General features: G+C 41.1%; 13 protein-coding genes. 6 read left to right on the top strand and 7 right to left on the bottom strand.

The window, feature by feature from the left end:
* Complete coding sequence (locus CDG56_RS08565; RefSeq protein ID WP_087547597.1) at window positions 1-1101, bottom strand: efflux RND transporter periplasmic adaptor subunit; 1101 nt, start codon at window positions 1099-1101, stop codon at window positions 1-3.
* Window positions 1102-1254: 153 nt separating this feature from the next.
* Here CDG56_RS08565 and CDG56_RS08570 point away from each other — a divergent pair, with 153 nt between their 5' ends.
* The 3 genes from CDG56_RS08570 to CDG56_RS08580 all read left to right on the top strand — a co-directional run bounded on the left by CDG56_RS08570 (window position 1255) and on the right by CDG56_RS08580 (window position 6235).
* Window positions 1255-1878: a TetR/AcrR family transcriptional regulator gene (locus tag CDG56_RS08570; RefSeq protein ID WP_087547598.1), complete on the top strand. Its 624-nt coding sequence runs from the start codon at window positions 1255-1257 to the stop codon at window positions 1876-1878.
* An 84-nt stretch (window positions 1879-1962) separates the two neighbouring features.
* Window positions 1963-4644, top strand: coding sequence for a phosphoenolpyruvate carboxylase (ppc, locus tag CDG56_RS08575; protein WP_087547599.1), 2682 nt, complete (start codon window positions 1963-1965; stop codon window positions 4642-4644).
* A gap of 295 nt (window positions 4645-4939) precedes the next feature.
* Entirely contained in the window at window positions 4940-6235 is a 1296-nt protein-coding gene (locus CDG56_RS08580) for a solute carrier family 23 protein (RefSeq protein WP_087547600.1), read from the top strand.
* Window positions 6236-6265: 30 nt separating this feature from the next.
* On the opposite strand, the gene CDG56_RS08585 is transcribed toward CDG56_RS08580, so the two are convergent.
* Both CDG56_RS08585 and ilvD read right to left on the bottom strand, forming a co-directional pair.
* Window positions 6266-7552: a hypothetical protein gene (locus tag CDG56_RS08585; RefSeq protein WP_087547601.1), complete on the bottom strand. Its 1287-nt coding sequence runs from the start codon at window positions 7550-7552 to the stop codon at window positions 6266-6268.
* Between the two features lie 164 nt (window positions 7553-7716).
* Window positions 7717-9546: a dihydroxy-acid dehydratase gene (ilvD, locus tag CDG56_RS08590; protein ID WP_087547602.1), complete on the bottom strand. Its 1830-nt coding sequence runs from the start codon at window positions 9544-9546 to the stop codon at window positions 7717-7719.
* Between the two features lie 210 nt (window positions 9547-9756).
* On the opposite strand from ilvD, the gene fmt reads away from it, so the two are divergent.
* Window positions 9757-10719, top strand: a complete 963-nt coding sequence (gene fmt, locus CDG56_RS08595) for a methionyl-tRNA formyltransferase (RefSeq protein WP_087547603.1) — start codon at window positions 9757-9759, stop codon at window positions 10717-10719.
* On the top strand, window positions 10716-12023 hold the full coding sequence (gene rsmB / locus CDG56_RS08600; RefSeq protein ID WP_087547604.1) for a 16S rRNA (cytosine(967)-C(5))-methyltransferase RsmB: 1308 nt from the start codon (window positions 10716-10718) through the stop codon (window positions 12021-12023). The genes fmt and rsmB overlap by 4 nt, the downstream gene beginning before the upstream one ends.
* Window positions 12024-12066: 43 nt before the next feature.
* Here the strand turns inward: rsmB and CDG56_RS08605 are convergent, their stop codons facing one another.
* The 3 genes from CDG56_RS08605 to CDG56_RS08615 all read right to left on the bottom strand — a co-directional run bounded on the left by CDG56_RS08605 (window position 12067) and on the right by CDG56_RS08615 (window position 15515).
* Window positions 12067-12210: a methionine/alanine import family NSS transporter small subunit gene (locus tag CDG56_RS08605; RefSeq protein ID WP_004910340.1), complete on the bottom strand. Its 144-nt coding sequence runs from the start codon at window positions 12208-12210 to the stop codon at window positions 12067-12069.
* A 12-nt stretch (window positions 12211-12222) separates the two neighbouring features.
* The gene (locus tag CDG56_RS08610) at window positions 12223-13701 is read right to left on the bottom strand and encodes a sodium-dependent transporter (protein ID WP_004910343.1); all 1479 of its coding nucleotides are present in this window, start codon (window positions 13699-13701) and stop codon (window positions 12223-12225) included.
* Between the two features lie 371 nt (window positions 13702-14072).
* Window positions 14073-15515: an aldehyde dehydrogenase family protein gene (locus tag CDG56_RS08615; RefSeq protein ID WP_087547605.1), complete on the bottom strand. Its 1443-nt coding sequence runs from the start codon at window positions 15513-15515 to the stop codon at window positions 14073-14075.
* Between the two features lie 132 nt (window positions 15516-15647).
* Here CDG56_RS08615 and CDG56_RS08620 point away from each other — a divergent pair, with 132 nt between their 5' ends.
* Entirely contained in the window at window positions 15648-16403 is a 756-nt protein-coding gene (locus tag CDG56_RS08620; RefSeq protein WP_087547606.1) for a TIGR04219 family outer membrane beta-barrel protein, read from the top strand.
* A 292-nt stretch (window positions 16404-16695) separates the two neighbouring features.
* On the opposite strand, the gene CDG56_RS08625 is transcribed toward CDG56_RS08620, so the two are convergent.
* Complete coding sequence (locus tag CDG56_RS08625) at window positions 16696-17007, bottom strand: ankyrin repeat domain-containing protein (protein ID WP_087547607.1); 312 nt, start codon at window positions 17005-17007, stop codon at window positions 16696-16698.
* Window positions 17008-17103 lie beyond the last annotated feature (96 nt).

Here is a 17103-nt window from a genome sequence, read left to right on the forward strand (position 1 = left end):
TTAACCTCCAGTTTTAACCGTGACTGCGCGATTATCACGATCTACAGGATGAATTTTTTGCTGGTCACGCAATAGATGCACACCACCAACCACAACCCAATCTGAAGCTTTTAGACCTGACAGAATAGGCACACTGTCACGCCCATAAGTACCCAACGTCACAGGAACTTTACGTAAGGTTTGATTAGCATTCACCACCCAGACATAAGCTTGTTGATCATTGGCAGTGACGCTGGATAGAGGCACATTCAATACATTATTTTCATTTGCGACAAAGAATACCCGAGCGCTTTGCCCCAGTTGGATACTCGATTGCCCTTCAAGCAATGAAACTTTCACGGTGAATGTTCGCGATTGGTCTGCAGCGGGTGACACTTCACGGACTTTTGCCGCAAAACGTGCTTCTGGCTGAGACCACAAAGTGACCCAAGCAGGTTGCCCGACTTTAATGGTACTGACGGCCTGCTCAGGTACGCCAAACACGACTTCTCGCTCACCTTCAATTGCGAGTTGATAGGCAGGTTGACCTGCCGCAATTACTTGTCCAATTTCAATTTGACGTTGAGTAATCACGCCATTTTTATTCGAAATAAGTTGGTTATAACCGGTTTGATTTGAAGACACTTCATAATTAGAACGCGCTTGCTGTAACCCTGCTTGAGCAGATTCATACTGATTTTTAATGGCATCAAATTGTGAGCGACTCACTGCATTGACAGGTAATAACTGTTGATAACGCTGATATTCTTGAGCCGCAATTTTTGCTGCTGCTTCAGCACTTTGCAATTGCGCTTTGGCAGCGTTCATTTGCAATTGTGCGTCTTTGACATCTAGTTTAGCTAAAACCTGTCCGACTTTGACCCGATCACCCACATCAACATAACGTTCGGTAATTTGTCCCCCAACACGAAATGCCAATGCGGTTTGTTGCTTGGCTTGAACATCACCTGCATAACTTTTTTGATCGATATGATTTGTATTCGGCTGCGTCACCATGACATAAGGAATTTCCTCTGTCTTGGGAACCTCTTTTTGACATGCCGTTAAAGTGACACTGCTGAGTACGAGCAACCCCACAATTACATGATTTAGCAGATTCATCTCTGTTTCGCTCTTATTCAAATTGATTTTTTAAGGCACAATATGAACATTATGATAGATTGTTTATTTTTTAATTAATATACTCATGAGTACACTAATTAAAAATTAAATCTAGCATTTTGATTTTGAATTGAATTAAATGAGACAGCTAACGTGCAAATTCACAGTGGTCGCCCTAAAGATTTAGAAAAAAGAGCCAAAATCTTACAGGCTGCAAAATCTATTTTTTTAAAAATGGGGTACCACGCCACCAATATGAATCAGATTGCCAAAGAAGCAGGCGTGACTAAACTCACGGTGTACAACCATTTTCAGGACAAGGCTAACCTGTTTATCTGTGCGATCGAGGAAAGCTGTGAAGAGTCCATTCGGGCGAAACAGTTTGAACTCACACCTGAGTCCGACTTTAGGCAGGCACTATATTTAATGTGTCAGCGTGCCTTAAGCATTATTTACCTGCCTGAAGCACTGAAACTGGATTGCCTGCTGTTTGAACTGGCAGCGGAACAAAGTCCATTAACCCAACAGTTTTTTGATGCGTCACACACACGGATGTGTCATGTCTGGTGTGATTTTTTTGAGCAAGCCATCGCCTTTAAATTTATTCAGGCAGACGCGCCACTCAAGCAAACAGAGCTGATCATCTCGCTGATGTTAGGTATCCGTCATCAACAAGTGTTACTGGGTCTAGCCCCAGTGCCCACGGCGAATGAAATCGATCAGATCATTCAACATGCCATCGAGATTTTTTTGCTTAAATATCAACCGACAATTTAGAGAAAATTCACATTTTTTTACGTTCTGCTCTTGGAATGTCTCCCAATCGCGCTATAGTCGAGTGAGAACAACAGGAGAATTAGAATGATTCAACAAATCACTGCTCCATTACGTGAAGATGTCCGCTTACTCGGCAATTTACTTGGAGAGACCTTAAAGCAACATGCTGGGCAAGATTTGTTTAATCAGATTGAACAAATTCGCGCATTAGCCAAAGGTGCACGTGACGGCCAGATCGAAGCAGAAAAACAGCTCGAACAATTGTTTCTCGGTTTAAAAGATGAAGAGATTTTGCCGCTGACTCGTGCATTCTCACATTTTCTGAACTTCGCCAACATTGCGGAACAATATCATGTAGTGCGTAATCGTCGTCAGGCTGAGTTTGACGAACAAGCCCCTAATCCAAATCCTTTGTCACATTTATTTGAAAAATTCAAAACTGAACAGATCAACTCAAAACAATTATTCGAACAAATCTGCGATTTAAAAATTGAATTGGTACTTACAGCGCATCCAACCGAAGTCAGTCGTCGTACCTTGATTCAAAAATATGATGATATTACCGATTGCCTATCTCAACTAGATCAGCAAAAACTAACACCTCGTGAACGCCAACAAACCATCGCCACCCTGAAACAATTGGTCAGTTCAGCTTGGCAGACAGACGAAATTCGCCAACATCGCCCGACCCCTGTCGATGAAGCAAAGTGGGGCTTTACGACGATTGAACAAACTTTGTGGAATGCTGTACCTAAGTTTATTCGTGAGCTGAATGAACTGACCCAACAGCATTGTGAACAAAACTTACCGCTCAATATCGCGCCAATTCGCTTTGCCTCATGGATGGGTGGTGATCGTGATGGCAATCCCAATGTCACCCATCAAGTCACCCAAGAAGTATTATGGTTATCACGTTGGCAAGCTGCTGATTTGTATTTGCGTGATATTGAAAATCTACGCTGGGAATTGTCAATTCAAAGCTGTTCAGATGAACTCACTCAAGCATTAGGTTATGAACACCCTGAACCCTATCGTGAATATTTACGCGAAACCCGTGAACGTTTAAAAGCGACTCGCTATTGTTTAGGCCAACGCTTACAAGGCCATGAAGCTGATGATAGTCAGATCATTCGAAATAAAGATGAATTATTACAGCCCTTATTACTCTGCTATCGCTCCTTAATCGAGAGCAACCTCGCTGAAATCGCCAATGGGCAATTGCTTGATTTTATATACCGAATCAATTGCTTTGGAATTGAGTTACTCAAACTCGATATTCGCCAAGAATCAGGGCGGCATCGTCAAGCCATTTCAGCGATCACTGAATATCTAGGTCTAGGCAATTTTGAATCATGGACTGAACAGGCTCGTCAAAACTTCCTTATTCAGGAACTACAAAGTAAACGCCCTTTACTGCCTAAATATTTTAATGAACCCGAAGGCAGCTTGATTCAACATCCTGATGTGCTTGAAGTCTTTGCGACCATGCGCACTTTGGCTGAACAACCAGCTGAGAGCTTGGGTGCCTATATTATTTCGATGGCAGAATATCCAAGTGACGTCTTAGCTGTTTTACTCTTACAAAAAGAAGCTGGTATCCAACATCCTCTTCGAGTGGTGCCTTTATTTGAAACTTTAAAAGATCTTGATGGCGCAGCCAAAACCATGAATACCTTATTCAATATGCATTGGTATAAACAGCATATTCAGGGTAAACATGAAGTGATGATCGGCTATTCAGACTCGGCAAAGGATGCGGGCTTTATGTCGGCCAACTGGGCGCAATATCGTGCGCAAGAAGAACTCACCGCTGTCGCTCGAGAACATGGGGTGCAATTGACTCTATTTCATGGTCGTGGCGGTTCAATCAGTCGTGGCGGTGCACCAACACAACAAGCCTTATTCTCACAACCACCAGGCTCAATCTCTGGAGCAATTCGTGTCACTGAACAGGGTGAAATGATTCGCTTTAAATTTGGTTTAGAAGGCATCGCGCTACAAAATTTGGAAATCTATACAGCGGCAACTTTAGAAGCAACGTTATTGCCACCGCCAGAGCCAAAGAAACAATGGCGAGACTTAATGAATCAAATGACTGATTTATCGGTACAGGTTTATCGACAAACTGTGCGTGAAAATCCGAATTTTGTCAGTTATCTACGCACGGTCACGCCTGAGTTAGAATTACAAATGCTACCGCTTGGTTCACGCCCAGCCAAACGCAAAGTCAGCGGTGGCATAGAATCTCTTCGAGCGATTCCTTGGGTATTTGCATGGACACAAATCCGCTTGATGCTGCCCGCTTGGTTGGGTACAGGCACGGCGATCAATCAGGTACATGGACAACACCAAAACACCTTAAATGAAATGCTTGAACAGTGGCCGTATTTCCAAACTTTAATTGATATGCTAGAAATGGTTTTATCCAAATCTGATGCAGATATTGCGTTGTACTATGAATCTCATCTCACCCAAGATCAGGACTTAAAAAACTTGGGGGTTGAATTACGCCAACGTCTACAAAATGCCGTAGATACCTTGCTCAGTCTTAAAGGGGAGTCTAAGCTTTTGAGTAATAATGAAGTGCTTGACCAATCTATGCAGGTGCGTAAACCGTATTTATTACCCTTACATTTACTGCAAGCAGAGTTAATGAAACGTCGTCGTCTGTATTTAGCGGAACATCAAACTGAGCATAGCCCTGTCGATCATGCCTTAATGGTCAGTATTGCAGGCATTGCGGCAGGTTTGCGCAATACCGGCTAAATAAAGACCTTGCCATCAACATAAATCAAACATGTTGATGGCAAGATTGGCAAAATATTCCATTTTTAGAAAAAAAAATTTAGAAATTTTTTTTAAATATTAGGCGTAGGTTTTTTAAATTAGGCGAATAAAATAAATAATAAATACGATAGTTTATTTTTAAATATATTTTACCAAAAGGTAAAAATACAGACTTAAAAAACATGTTCTGGCAATATTCTCAATGACTTATAGGTGAAAGCTCGTTTTAAGACAGGGTATCATACCCGCTGATATCACATAATGAGTCTCATCTATGTCAAATTGGTTTCCAAAATGGCAGCCGTATCAGGGAAAGATTGATCATCGCCCTGTCGCGACAAATGAATATTTACCGCCCTTACAAAGTGCGGTGTTAGGGGTACAACACGCATTTGCAATGTTTGGTGCAACTGTTCTTGCACCCCTTCTGATGGGCTTTAGCCCCAACCTTGCCATCTTAATGTCAGGGATTTGTACTATTATTTTCTTCTTGATCACGGGTGGTCGTGTTCCAAGTTATTTAGGCTCAAGCTTTGCATTTATTGGTGTCGTTGCAGCCGCAACTGGTCACATTACTGGGTCAGGAGCCAATCCAAACCTTGCAGTTGCAATTGGTGGAATTGTTGCCTGTGGTATTTTTTATGCCTTGATCGGTTTTGCGGTCATGCTCACAGGCACACGTTGGATTGAGAAACTCATGCCACCTGTTGTCACAGGTGCTGTGGTGATGATTATTGGTCTCAACCTTGCACCTGTCACCATTAAAGGCGTTGCTGGACAGCCTTTTGAAATGTGGATGGCACTTATCACTGTATTAAGCATGGGCATTATTGCTGTATTTACCAAGGGCTTATTACAACGTTTATTACTGTTAGTGGGTTTATTGATTGCTTATGCCATATATGTGGTTGCAACAAATATTCTAGGATTTGGTAAACCGATTGATTTCTCCCAAATCGCAGCAGCACCATGGTTTGGCATCCCAACTTTTTCACGCCCAACTTTTGATTTAAATGCAATTTTAATTATTGCTCCCGTTGCATTGATTTTAGTCGCTGAAAATCTAGGTCACATCAAAGCAGTCGGTTCAATGACAGGCGAAGATCTTACACCTCAACTGGGTAAAGCTTTTGTTGCGGATGGTTTGGCCACAACGTTATCGGGTAGTGTTGGCGCACCAGGTATGACCACCTATGGTGAAAATATTGGTGTGATGGCAGTCACCCGTGTTTATTCTACGATTGTATTTGTAATCGCTGGCGTATTTGCAATTTTCTTAGGGCTGTCTCCTAAATTTGGCGCAGTGATTAGTACGATCCCGACAGCAGTCCTTACGGGTGCTTCGATCGTAGTATTTGGTTTAATTACCATTGCAGGTGCAAAAATCTGGATCGAAAATAAAGTCGATTTTTCTAATAATAAAAACCTTATTGTTGCATCTGTCACTATTATTTTAGGTGCAGGTAACTTTGAATTACTGTTTGGTAGCTTTAATTTAGGGGGAATTGGAACCGCAACTTTTGCTGCGATTTTCCTGAACCTGTTATTCAGTTTAAAAGATAAACATTAGCATCGTGGGCAGCTTCGGCTGCCTTTTTATTTATTCCCGACTTTCCTGCTTATATTTATCTTCCAAAACATTGCTGATAATACTTTCAATCATCCAAACTCGATACAAACTATTAAAAACATAGCTCTGTCCATCTATACGTAATTCCAGTACAGGAAAATCTGGCTGATGCTTTTGCTGACAGAGTTCATCATTCTGTTTCAACAAAGCTTCAACATCCTGTTCGGTAATGTTGTCAATCTCCAAACGCTTCTGCATACGTTGAAAGTGGGTTTTGAAAGAAAGATCTTTGCCACGCGTCCAAACACTTTGCAATATCTCATGAATACAATCGATCTGTTCTTCTTCAGGCACGCTATAAAATAGTTTTGCCATTTCATAAGTTGCTTCTTTAGTAGGCCGACAGAATGGGGTGAATGCCACCTGTGTACGTTTGGAAACACGGGTCGCCAAACTCCAGTCAAACCAATCTCGCCCATGATAGCTCAGCGGATAAACGCTCAATTGAATATTATAATAATTGGCCAGTTCTTCTTTGATATAAGCCAATAATAGCCAACTCATCGGGTCTTCAAGTGCAATATACAGATCTAATTCTGGATGTAAGCTTTGGACTTCTGTAAGAGACTCACCGTCATTAATGAGATGCTCACGCCATTCAATATGATTAATCAGAAAAATTGGATTTCCAGTGAGTAATTTTTGTTGTTTCAAACGGCGTGTAAGGCGTAATAAATCATCAACGGCCTGATATTTACGCTCACCAAATTCGAAGTAACTGGCTGCAACAGGCACATCTTTAAAAATACGTTCAGGATAATCTTGAGGTGTTTGATGCTGACTTGCCATCGCATAAAGAGTACGTAATTTCCCATATTGTTGTTGCCATAACATGTGGAATACATCTTCGAGTAAATGTAAAAAATTGTGTTCTCTCAGAGGGGTATTTTTTAGAATTATTTCTGCTTGTTGTAATGCTTCTGGACTAGGTATTTCAGGGGTTTCATCGAAACCAAACCGATGTTGTTTGGCGAGAATTTTAGCATCATTCAAACAATAACTCTGCCAATCTTGTTGTGACATACCATTAGGAGGCTCAGCACCCTGTCTTGAAATAATCACTTTTAAAGGTTTTAGTTCATCACTCAAAATTTCATTGAGCTGATCAAGCTGTTGTACTGCAAGATAGCTATAAACATCGTCTAAACGCAGGTAAATACTTAAACCCTGTTCCGTGGGCAACACCGCCTGACGAGAAGGTTTTTGATAGAACCAACTCGATCGGATGGGATCAAACCAACGACGTAACAAAGACATGCCGATCGCCTCTAATGATTATAAAGTGATGAATGGATAAGCTTTCTCTAACTTGAATTCAAACAAGTGAGCAAATAAGTATAATGAGTATCTTATAAAATCAGAAAAAAGTCCCTCTTTATCGTAATAAAGAGGGATGATAAACATTGTCGCTTAGCAATAGTTTACAGAACGCGTACTGCACCTTTCGCAGCACTGGTTGAATGCAAAGCATAAATTTTCAAAGATTTTGAAACTTTACGCTTACGCTCTTCCGCTGGATGCCAACCTTTGGCTTCTTGAGCTGTACGGCGGTGCGCCATGGTTGCATCATCAACATCAAGGTGAATGGTACGATTCGGAATATCAATTTGGATAGTATCACCATCTTCAACCAGACCAATTGCACCACCTTCCGCTGCTTCTGGAGACACGTGACCAATTGATAAACCTGAAGAACCACCAGAGAAGCGACCATCAGTAATCAACGCACAGTCCTTACCCAAACCTTTCGACTTCAAGTAACTGGTTGGGTACAACATTTCCTGCATGCCTGGACCACCACGTGGGCCTTCATAACGAATGACAACGATGTCACCTGCCACGATCTTATGATCTAAAATCGCTTCAACCGCTGAATCTTGGCTTTCAAAAACACGCGCTGTACCCGTGAATTTAAGAATCGATTCATCCACACCCGCAGTTTTGACGATACAGCCATCTAAAGCAATGTTGCCATAAAGGACTGCCAAACCACCATCTTTAGAGAAAGCATGTTCAGCATTACGGATCACACCTTTCTCACGGTCACCATCCAAAGTTGAATAATAACGGTTTTGTGAGAATGCGACTTGCGTAGGAACACCGCCTGGAGAAGAGCGATAGAACTCATAAACATCTGCATCTTCAGTGCGGATAATATCCCACTTGTCTAAGGCATCTTTTAAGGTTTTTTCATGTACAGTTGGAACTGAGGTTTGCAACAAACCTGCACGGTCCAGTTCACCCAAGATCGCCATGATACCCCCAGCACGGTGTACATCTTCCATATGCACATCCGACTTTGCAGGTGCAACTTTAGACAATACAGGTACTTTACGAGATAAATTGTCGATATCATCCATAGTGAAATCAACTTCTGCTTCATGTGCAGCAGCAAGCAAATGCAATACGGTATTGGTAGAACCACCCATTGCAATATCCAAAGTCATCGCATTTTCAAAAGCGGCTTTGGTTGCAATTGAGCGTGGCAGAATGCTGTCGTCATTTTGTTCATAATAACGTTTCGCTAGTTCAACCACTAAACGACCCGCTTTTAAGAACAATTTTTCACGGTTAGCGTGAGTTGCAACAATAGAACCATTACCCGGCAATGATAAACCCAAAGCTTCAGTTAGACAGTTCATTGAGTTTGCAGTAAACATACCCGAACATGAACCACACGTCGGACATGCCGAACGCTCAAATGCTGCAACTTCTTCATCGGTATAGCTTTCATCTGCTGCAACGACCATGGCATCAACTAAGTCGATTGCCTTTTCATCACCACGGAATTTGACTTTACCTGCTTCCATTGGACCACCAGACACGAACACCACTGGGATATTCAAGCGCATTGCAGCCATCAGCATTCCCGGTGTGATCTTGTCACAGTTCGAGATACACACCATTGCATCGGCACAATGGGCATTGACCATGTATTCAACTGAGTCCGCAATCAAATCACGTGATGGCAATGAATACAGCATCCCGTCATGCCCCATGGCAATCCCGTCATCCACGGCAATGGTATTAAATTCTTTTGCGACACCACCAGAAGCTTCAATTTCTCGTGCAACCAGTTGCCCTAAATCTTTAAGATGCACGTGACCTGGAACGAACTGGGTAAATGAGTTGACCACCGCAATAATTGGTTTGCCAAAATCTTCATCTTTCATACCAGTCGCACGCCATAAACCGCGCGCGCCCGCCATATTTCTTCCATGTGTTGATGTTTTCGAACGATAATCAGGCATTTTGTATTCCCAACAAGTGTGTGCTCGAGATGAATAAGACATTCTCTCTGGCGAAATGATACTGAGCTTTTCCCATCATACTACAAGTTATCGTTTAACTGATGACCAACGAACCTATCTTTTTTGTTCAAAGACAATTCCTTTCACCTAATTAGGGGCTAGTGGCTTTTTGGCTTATAATTTGGGGCAAATTTTCTGTGGATTATCTTTGTGAAGATCATTTTTGCTGGTACGCCTGAATTTGCGGCAACCGCATTGGCGGCATTATTAAAAACATCACACCAGATCATTGCGGTTTATACCCAGCCTGACCGTAAGGCAGGTCGTGGGCAAAAACTCACTCCCTCTCCTGTCAAGCAACTGGCACTTGAACATGGTTTACCCGTTTATCAACCACTGCATTTTAAAGCGTCGACTGAAGAAGGTTTAGCTGCTCAGCAAGAGTTAGCAACTTTGGGTGCTGATGTCATGGTAGTCGCTGCTTACGGTCTGATCTTGCCACAAGCCGTTTTAGATACCCCAAAGTACGGCTGTTTGAATATTCACGGCTCATTGCTGCCTCGTTGGCGTGGTGCTGCGCCAATTCAACGTGCCATCGCGACTGGAGATGCTGAAACAGGTATCACCATCATGCAAATGGCGGCAGGTTTAGATACGGGCGATATGATGTATAAAACCTATTGCCCAATTACTGCGGAAGATACATCTGCTAGCTTGCATGACAAATTGGCGCTTCAAGGTGCAGAAGCGATTTGTACCGTACTCGAATCTGAACAAAGCTTGCAGGATTTTATCGAAAAACGTGAAGTACAAGATGAAGCACTCAGCGTCTATGCACATAAATTGATTAAAGCAGAAGCTCGGATTGATTGGCGTGTGAATGCTAGTCAAATCGATCGTAATATTCGGGCTTTTAATCCTTGGCCAGTGGCTTTTATCCAACTGGATGAAAACAATGCTTTAAGGGTTTGGAATTCGATCCTTTCTGAACACAGTAAAACGGATGCTCAATTGGGTGAAATCATAGCAATTGATAAACAAGGCGTACATGTTGCCTGTGGCGACAATAGCACAGTGTGCTTAACCAGTTTGCAATGGCCAGGTGCTAAAGCCCTCAATCCAGTTCAAATAGCTCAAACCCAAAAATTACATCTTGGACAAATTCTCCCATGAGCCAATCGAATCAATCATCTGCAAAAAATTTGAACCTGCGTGCGCAAGTGATCAAAACACTTTTGGCTGTTCAAAATGGGCAATCTTTGTCTTCCGTTTTAAATCAACACATCAATATCGTTTCTGAACGTGACCGTGGTTTATATCATGAGCTTACTTTAGGTTGTTTACGCCAATGGTATTCGTTAAAAGCCATTACCTTACCATTGCTCACAAAGCCATTAGACAATGAAGCACTCGAAAGTTGTTTATATCTAGGTTTATATCAAATTTTATGTACGCGCATTCCGGTACATGCTGCGATTTCAGAAACGGTAAATGCGGCTAAGCAACTCGGTTTCGAACCCATGAGTGGTTTGGTCAATGCGATTCTGCGTCGTGTTTCACGTGAAACAGATGAATTTCAAATAGCTTTGAATAATACACATGGTTTACCAAGTTGGTTATTCAAAAGAATCAAAAAAGATTGGCCTGAGCAATCAGAGCATCTGTGCCAAGCCTTAAAACAAGTCGCGCCACTCACCCTGCGCGTCAATGAACGCCAAGTTAGTCGTGATGAATATTTAGAGATTTTGGACGAAGAACAGATTGATGCTCGTCCTTGCATGCTTTCCGACGTTGGTATTGTTTTGGAGCAAACGGGCAATATTACCCATTTACCAGGTTTCGAAGAAGGTGGCTTTTCTGTTCAGGATGAACATGCACAATTGTGTGCCACGCTTTTACCGAACCTAGATGGCAAAGTGGTGGTTGATGCTTGTGCTGCACCAGGTGGAAAAACAGCACATATCCTTGAGCGCTTTAATCCTAAAAAGCTAATCGCATTGGATCATGATGCAAAACGTTTATTGCGTGTTTCTGAAAATATCGAACGTCTTGGCTTAGATCAAACTGAGGTGGAGATTATCGCAGCCGATGCCATCACATGGCAGGCACCAGAACCCGTCGATTGTATCGTGCTGGATGCACCTTGTTCTGCAACAGGTGTTATTCGTCGCCACCCCGATATTCGTCTGCTCAGACAATCAACCGATATCGCACAAACCGTGGCTTTACAGCAACAAATTTTGAGACAGATGTGGCAACAGCTTAAAGTTGGCGGTACGCTGCTTTATATCACCTGCTCAATATTAAAAGTCGAGAATGAGCAGCAGATGGTCGAGTTTTTTGCAGACCATCCCGATGCAAAAGAAATTAAAATCTCTGCGGATTGGGGTATAGAACAGATTCATGGTCGTCAGCTGTTGCCTTCAAATCAATCAGGTGATGGTTTCTATTATTGTCATATCCAAAAACAAGCGTAATAAAAAAGCAGGCTTAAAAGCCTGCTTTTTTTTTAAGAATCAATCACAGCGTATGCTGATCTTTAACTTCTTCAAGAACATCATCTAAATCTTCTGGATTCTTCATCAGGTGGCGAATCGACAAAGCGAGTCCACCCCATAAAAACACCATTGAAATAATCATCATTACGATTGCTGAAGTATTCATAATTTTATTCTCCTAGCGATCTTTCATTCTGCTTAAAACTAGCGCAACGACAGCACAGAAAATGACACTGCCCCATCCAAACACGCCTTGTAAGCTCATACTGTAAGTATCGTAACCGTTCTTAATCAAGTTAATCACTGTCATGCTCAAAGTCGTTAACAGGATCAATGATGTGATCACAGTAAGCGTAAACGCCCAACCTTTACCTAACTGAATCGTAGAAATACGGTTCACATGGTCACGGAGTTCAATCAAAGCAGAGCGTTTAAACCAAGCAATACTAATGATAGAAACCAATGCTCCGCCAATAATACCGATGTTATTGATGAAGTGATCCACAATATCCACCAGCTTAATGGCATTAACGCTTGAGAATAAAATCACTGAAACTAGCGCACTACCACCACCGATGATCGTTACTGCCTTCTTACGTCCCCATTTCAATTTATCCTGCATTGCTGCGATTGGCACTTCAAGAATACTCACCATCGATGAAATACCAGCAACAAACAACGATGAGAAGAACAACAGACCAAATACGTCTGCGCCTGCACCTAAGCTTGAAATAATTTTAGGGAATGCAATAAATGCCAGACCAATACCACCACTTACGACATCTTTAACTTCTGTACCCGCAGCATGTGCCATAAAGCCGAGTGCAGCAAAAATACCAATACCAGCAAGGATTTCAGTCGATGCATTGGCAAAACCAACGATCAAACCAGAGCCTGTTAAGTTAGTTTTAGGCTTCAAATAAGATGCATAGGTCACCATAATCCCAAAACCTACAGAAAGTGAGAAGAACGTATGACCATAAGCTGCTAACCAAACTTTATAGTCCATCATCGCTGCCCAGTTTGGCGTAAAGAAAGCATTTAAGCCTTGAACCGCACCAGGTAAACGTAAAGATTGAACAACAAGGATAGTGAACAATACGAACAGTAAAGGCATGAAAATCTTGTTCGATAATTCAACACCTTTTTTAACTCCACCATAAAGAATGATGAGTGTTAATGCCCAAATTCCCACAATTGGCCAGAATAGATGACTAACAAACTGAAAATCAAAACCTGAAGCTTTTGAAGTTTGTAGGTAAGTATTAAAGAAGAAGCTTTCAGGATCACTACCCCACGCTTGCCCGATCGAGAAATAAATATAACTTCCCGCCCAAGTCAAAACACTAGCGTAATATAAACCGATGATAATACAGACACAGACTTGCCACCAACCTAATGTTTCACCGCCTTTAAACAAAGAACGATAAGCTTTCGGTGGAGAATTACGAGCACGATGACCTGTGGCATAATCTAAAAATAAAAGCGGTAAACCCGCAGTGATAAGTGCCAATAAATACGGGATAAGAAAGGCACCACCACCATTTTCATAAGCAACATATGGAAAGCGCCAGATATTACCTAAACCTACAGCTGAACCTACAGCTGCAATAATAAAACCAGATCGTGATGTCCAGTTTTCACGAGAATCTGCCATAGAACACCTAATATATTCATGTGGCACTTTTCAAACTGCGTTCACTTGTTATTATCCAACAGAGAGAAAAGTACCGTAAAAATCTTGTTTTGCTTGCATGGAAGTTCAACCTTGTGGGTCTCTTATTTCCATGTACAAACAAGCAAAAACCAAACCATCTTCCTTAAAGATTGGATTTTGTTTTTCTGCTTTTAATAGCTGAACAATACCTGTTTTTATTTCTTTTTACTGTAAATTCCTGACGAAAAAATCACACTTTTCGAGCGTTTGATTATTTTTCAACTCAGTCAATAGTTGACCTTACAGTCAAATGATAAATTTAAGATACAGAAAACTATTAGGTGCAGAATCACAAGGTCTACCTGAATAATCTATTGCTTGATCGCCAGCAACCGTTCTTCCTGCATATCTCGAATCGCGGATTGAATTCCCTCTCGACCTAAGCCTGAGTCTTTCACACCGCCATACGGCATATTATCGACACGGAAGGTTGGCACATCATTGATAATTACACCTCCTACATGTAAATGGTCCCATGCATACAACATTTTATTGAGATTTTGTGTATAAACTCCTGCTTGTAATCCAAAACGACTTTGATTAATTGTTGCAATTCCTTGCTCGAAATCCTTATATTTTTCTAAAATGGCAACAGGGCCAAATGCTTCATCTTTATAAATTTCTAACTTTGAATCAACATTTTCCAATAAGGTAGGTTCAAAACAAACACCATCTAAAACACCACCAACTAGTATTTTTGCACCTTTCTTCTCGGCTTTATCAATCCATTTTTTCAGTCGAATCGCTTCAGCTTCTTTAATCATTGGACCGACCAATGTCGTTGCTAAACTTGGATCATCAACTTTAATCTTTTTTAATTTTGTGATTAATTTCTTTTTTAGATCCGCATAAATATCAGCATGCACTAAAATCCGCTGCACGCTGATGCAAATCTGACCTGCATGACCATAAGCTGCACCAATTAAACGATCAATCAAAGCATCATCAATTATTGCATCCGCCTCAATCATCACCGCAGCATTACCCCCCAATTCAAGCGTAACCTTTTTACGACCTGCTCTCGCTTTCATATCCCAGCCGACTTGATCAGAACCCGTAAAGCTGAGCAACTTAAAACGATCATCGGTAACTAAAATATCCGCCGCTTGGCGATCACAAGGCAATACTGACCAAGAACCTTTAGGCAAATCTGTTTCAGCCAATACCTCTGCAATTTTAAGCGCACTCATTGGCGTTAAACTTGCTGGTTTCAGTACAAAAGGACAACCCGCTGCGATTGCAGGTGCAATCTTATGCGCTACTAAATTCAAAGGAAAATTAAATGGACTAATTAAGGAAACTGCACCAATCGGCACCTGTTTAACCATACCTCGAAAACGAGCAGCCGCAGGCGTTACTGCCAAAGGCAACATTCGACCATCATCAAGTTGTGTGACCGCATCTGCAGCCAATTGGAACGTATTTATCAGACGTTCCACTTCGGCACTTGCGGCACCTCGCGGCTTACCCCCCTCAATAATCAATATTTCTGTCAATTCTTCACGTAATTCATTAAAACGTTTAACACAATGTAATAGAACTTTTTGTTTTTCAAATGGCTTAAGCGTCGCCATATCTACCTCAGCTTTGACTGATGCAGAAATTGCTTTTTCCAACACTTTTTCATCTGCTAACGCAACTCGAGCATAGACCGTATTAGTATATTTATCATGAACTTCTAACCATTGACCTGTCGCTACTGCTTTCCCTGCAACATACAAAGGATAATCCACAACATTTTGTGCATCGGTCATTATTCTTCATCCCATAATTAAAATTTAAAATTAGACTACTGTATATTTTCAAATATCACTATATGATTCGCCCAATCACTGATGAATTCACAACAATTCATTACGGTTTTTGATATGAATTAGGACAATCAAATGAAAATATTAAAAATATCAATCTTAGCTTTAGGGACAAGTCTGTGTGGTCTAGCACAAGCAGATGTAATTGGCGTGAAAGCAGATGCAAGCTATTGGTTTTATGATGGAAAAGCGAAAGCTAAGCTAGATACTGTATCCTTATCAAATCATACTGGTACAGATCCTATTTTATTAAATCCCTACGCAAATCTATCAGAACCTGAAGAAAATTTAGACCGTAAAGGCTCAGCTCAAATTTCTCTTGCATTTGAGCACCCGATTCCACTAATTCCAAATGCAAAAATTCGCTATGTGAATTTAAAATCACAAACTGAAAATGAAGTTGCAGGTCAGCCAGTTTATGACTTGAACATAGACCATACCGATTTCATTTTATATTATGAAATCTTGGATACTATCGTAAATGCAGATATTGGTTTAGGCGCAACCAGTTTAAATGGTGATGTTAAAACACTCGGTTTAAGCAAAACAGATATCGATAAAACTGTTCCTGTGATCTATGGATCAGCAGGGGTAAAATTACCATTTACAGGCTTGAGTGCTAAAGCTGAATTGTTATATAGCAACATCAATGACACCAAAATTACTGACGCACAAGCCGAATTACAATATAACTTTATTGATAATCTGTTGGTCGATGTTGGCTTGAAAGCTGGCTACCGTATCTTAGACATTAAATTAGATGACTACGAAAAAAACGATCTTAAATTTAATTTTAAAGGTCCTTATATCGGTTTAGATGTTCATTTCTAAATCCTAAAAAGGTGAGAAACGGAATCTATGGATTCCGTTTTTTATCGCTTATCGTTTCATCATTCCCGATTGATGTACGCCAAAACCTACAACAATCTCAGCGATTGGCGAATATCCCATTCTAAATTTTTCACGTATCATCTAAATCATAGATAGACAGGAAGTCTCATTGAAAATAACAAGATACGCAGGAAGCGGTCGTTCATAAGGAATATAAACGACAAGAAGCTGAATACTAAGAAGCCCCGTCAGGATGATCGGGCTTCTTTTTATTTATCATTTTATGCGTGATTTAAAGAGTTTTTAGATAGATAACCACTTCGTCATGCTCTGCCATTTCTGCAAGCTGCAGCGCAGTATATTCGCCTTTATAAGCGACATTTGCTCCTTTACTCACTAGTAGTTTCACCACAGCTAAATGATCATTCTCGGCAGCAGCTTGAAGCGCGCTATAACCTTCATCATCGGTCTGGTTTGGATCTATTCCCTCTACCAATAATTGCTCGACTTGTTCCACATCACCAAGGGATGCCCAATACACTAGCTCAGGGAGATGCAGTTCTTCATCATCTTCAGGCAGTGGAGAAAAAGAGTTGAGTTTCATAATCATTTTCCTAAAACTATGAATAGCCACCAAAATTCTAGACACATATAACCATCTTTTGATGGGCCTTTTCATAATCTAATGGAGAACGCTGAC

The organism is Acinetobacter sp. WCHA39, assembly GCF_002165385.1.
In the GTDB taxonomy this organism is placed as follows: Bacteria; Pseudomonadota; Gammaproteobacteria; order Pseudomonadales; family Moraxellaceae; genus Acinetobacter.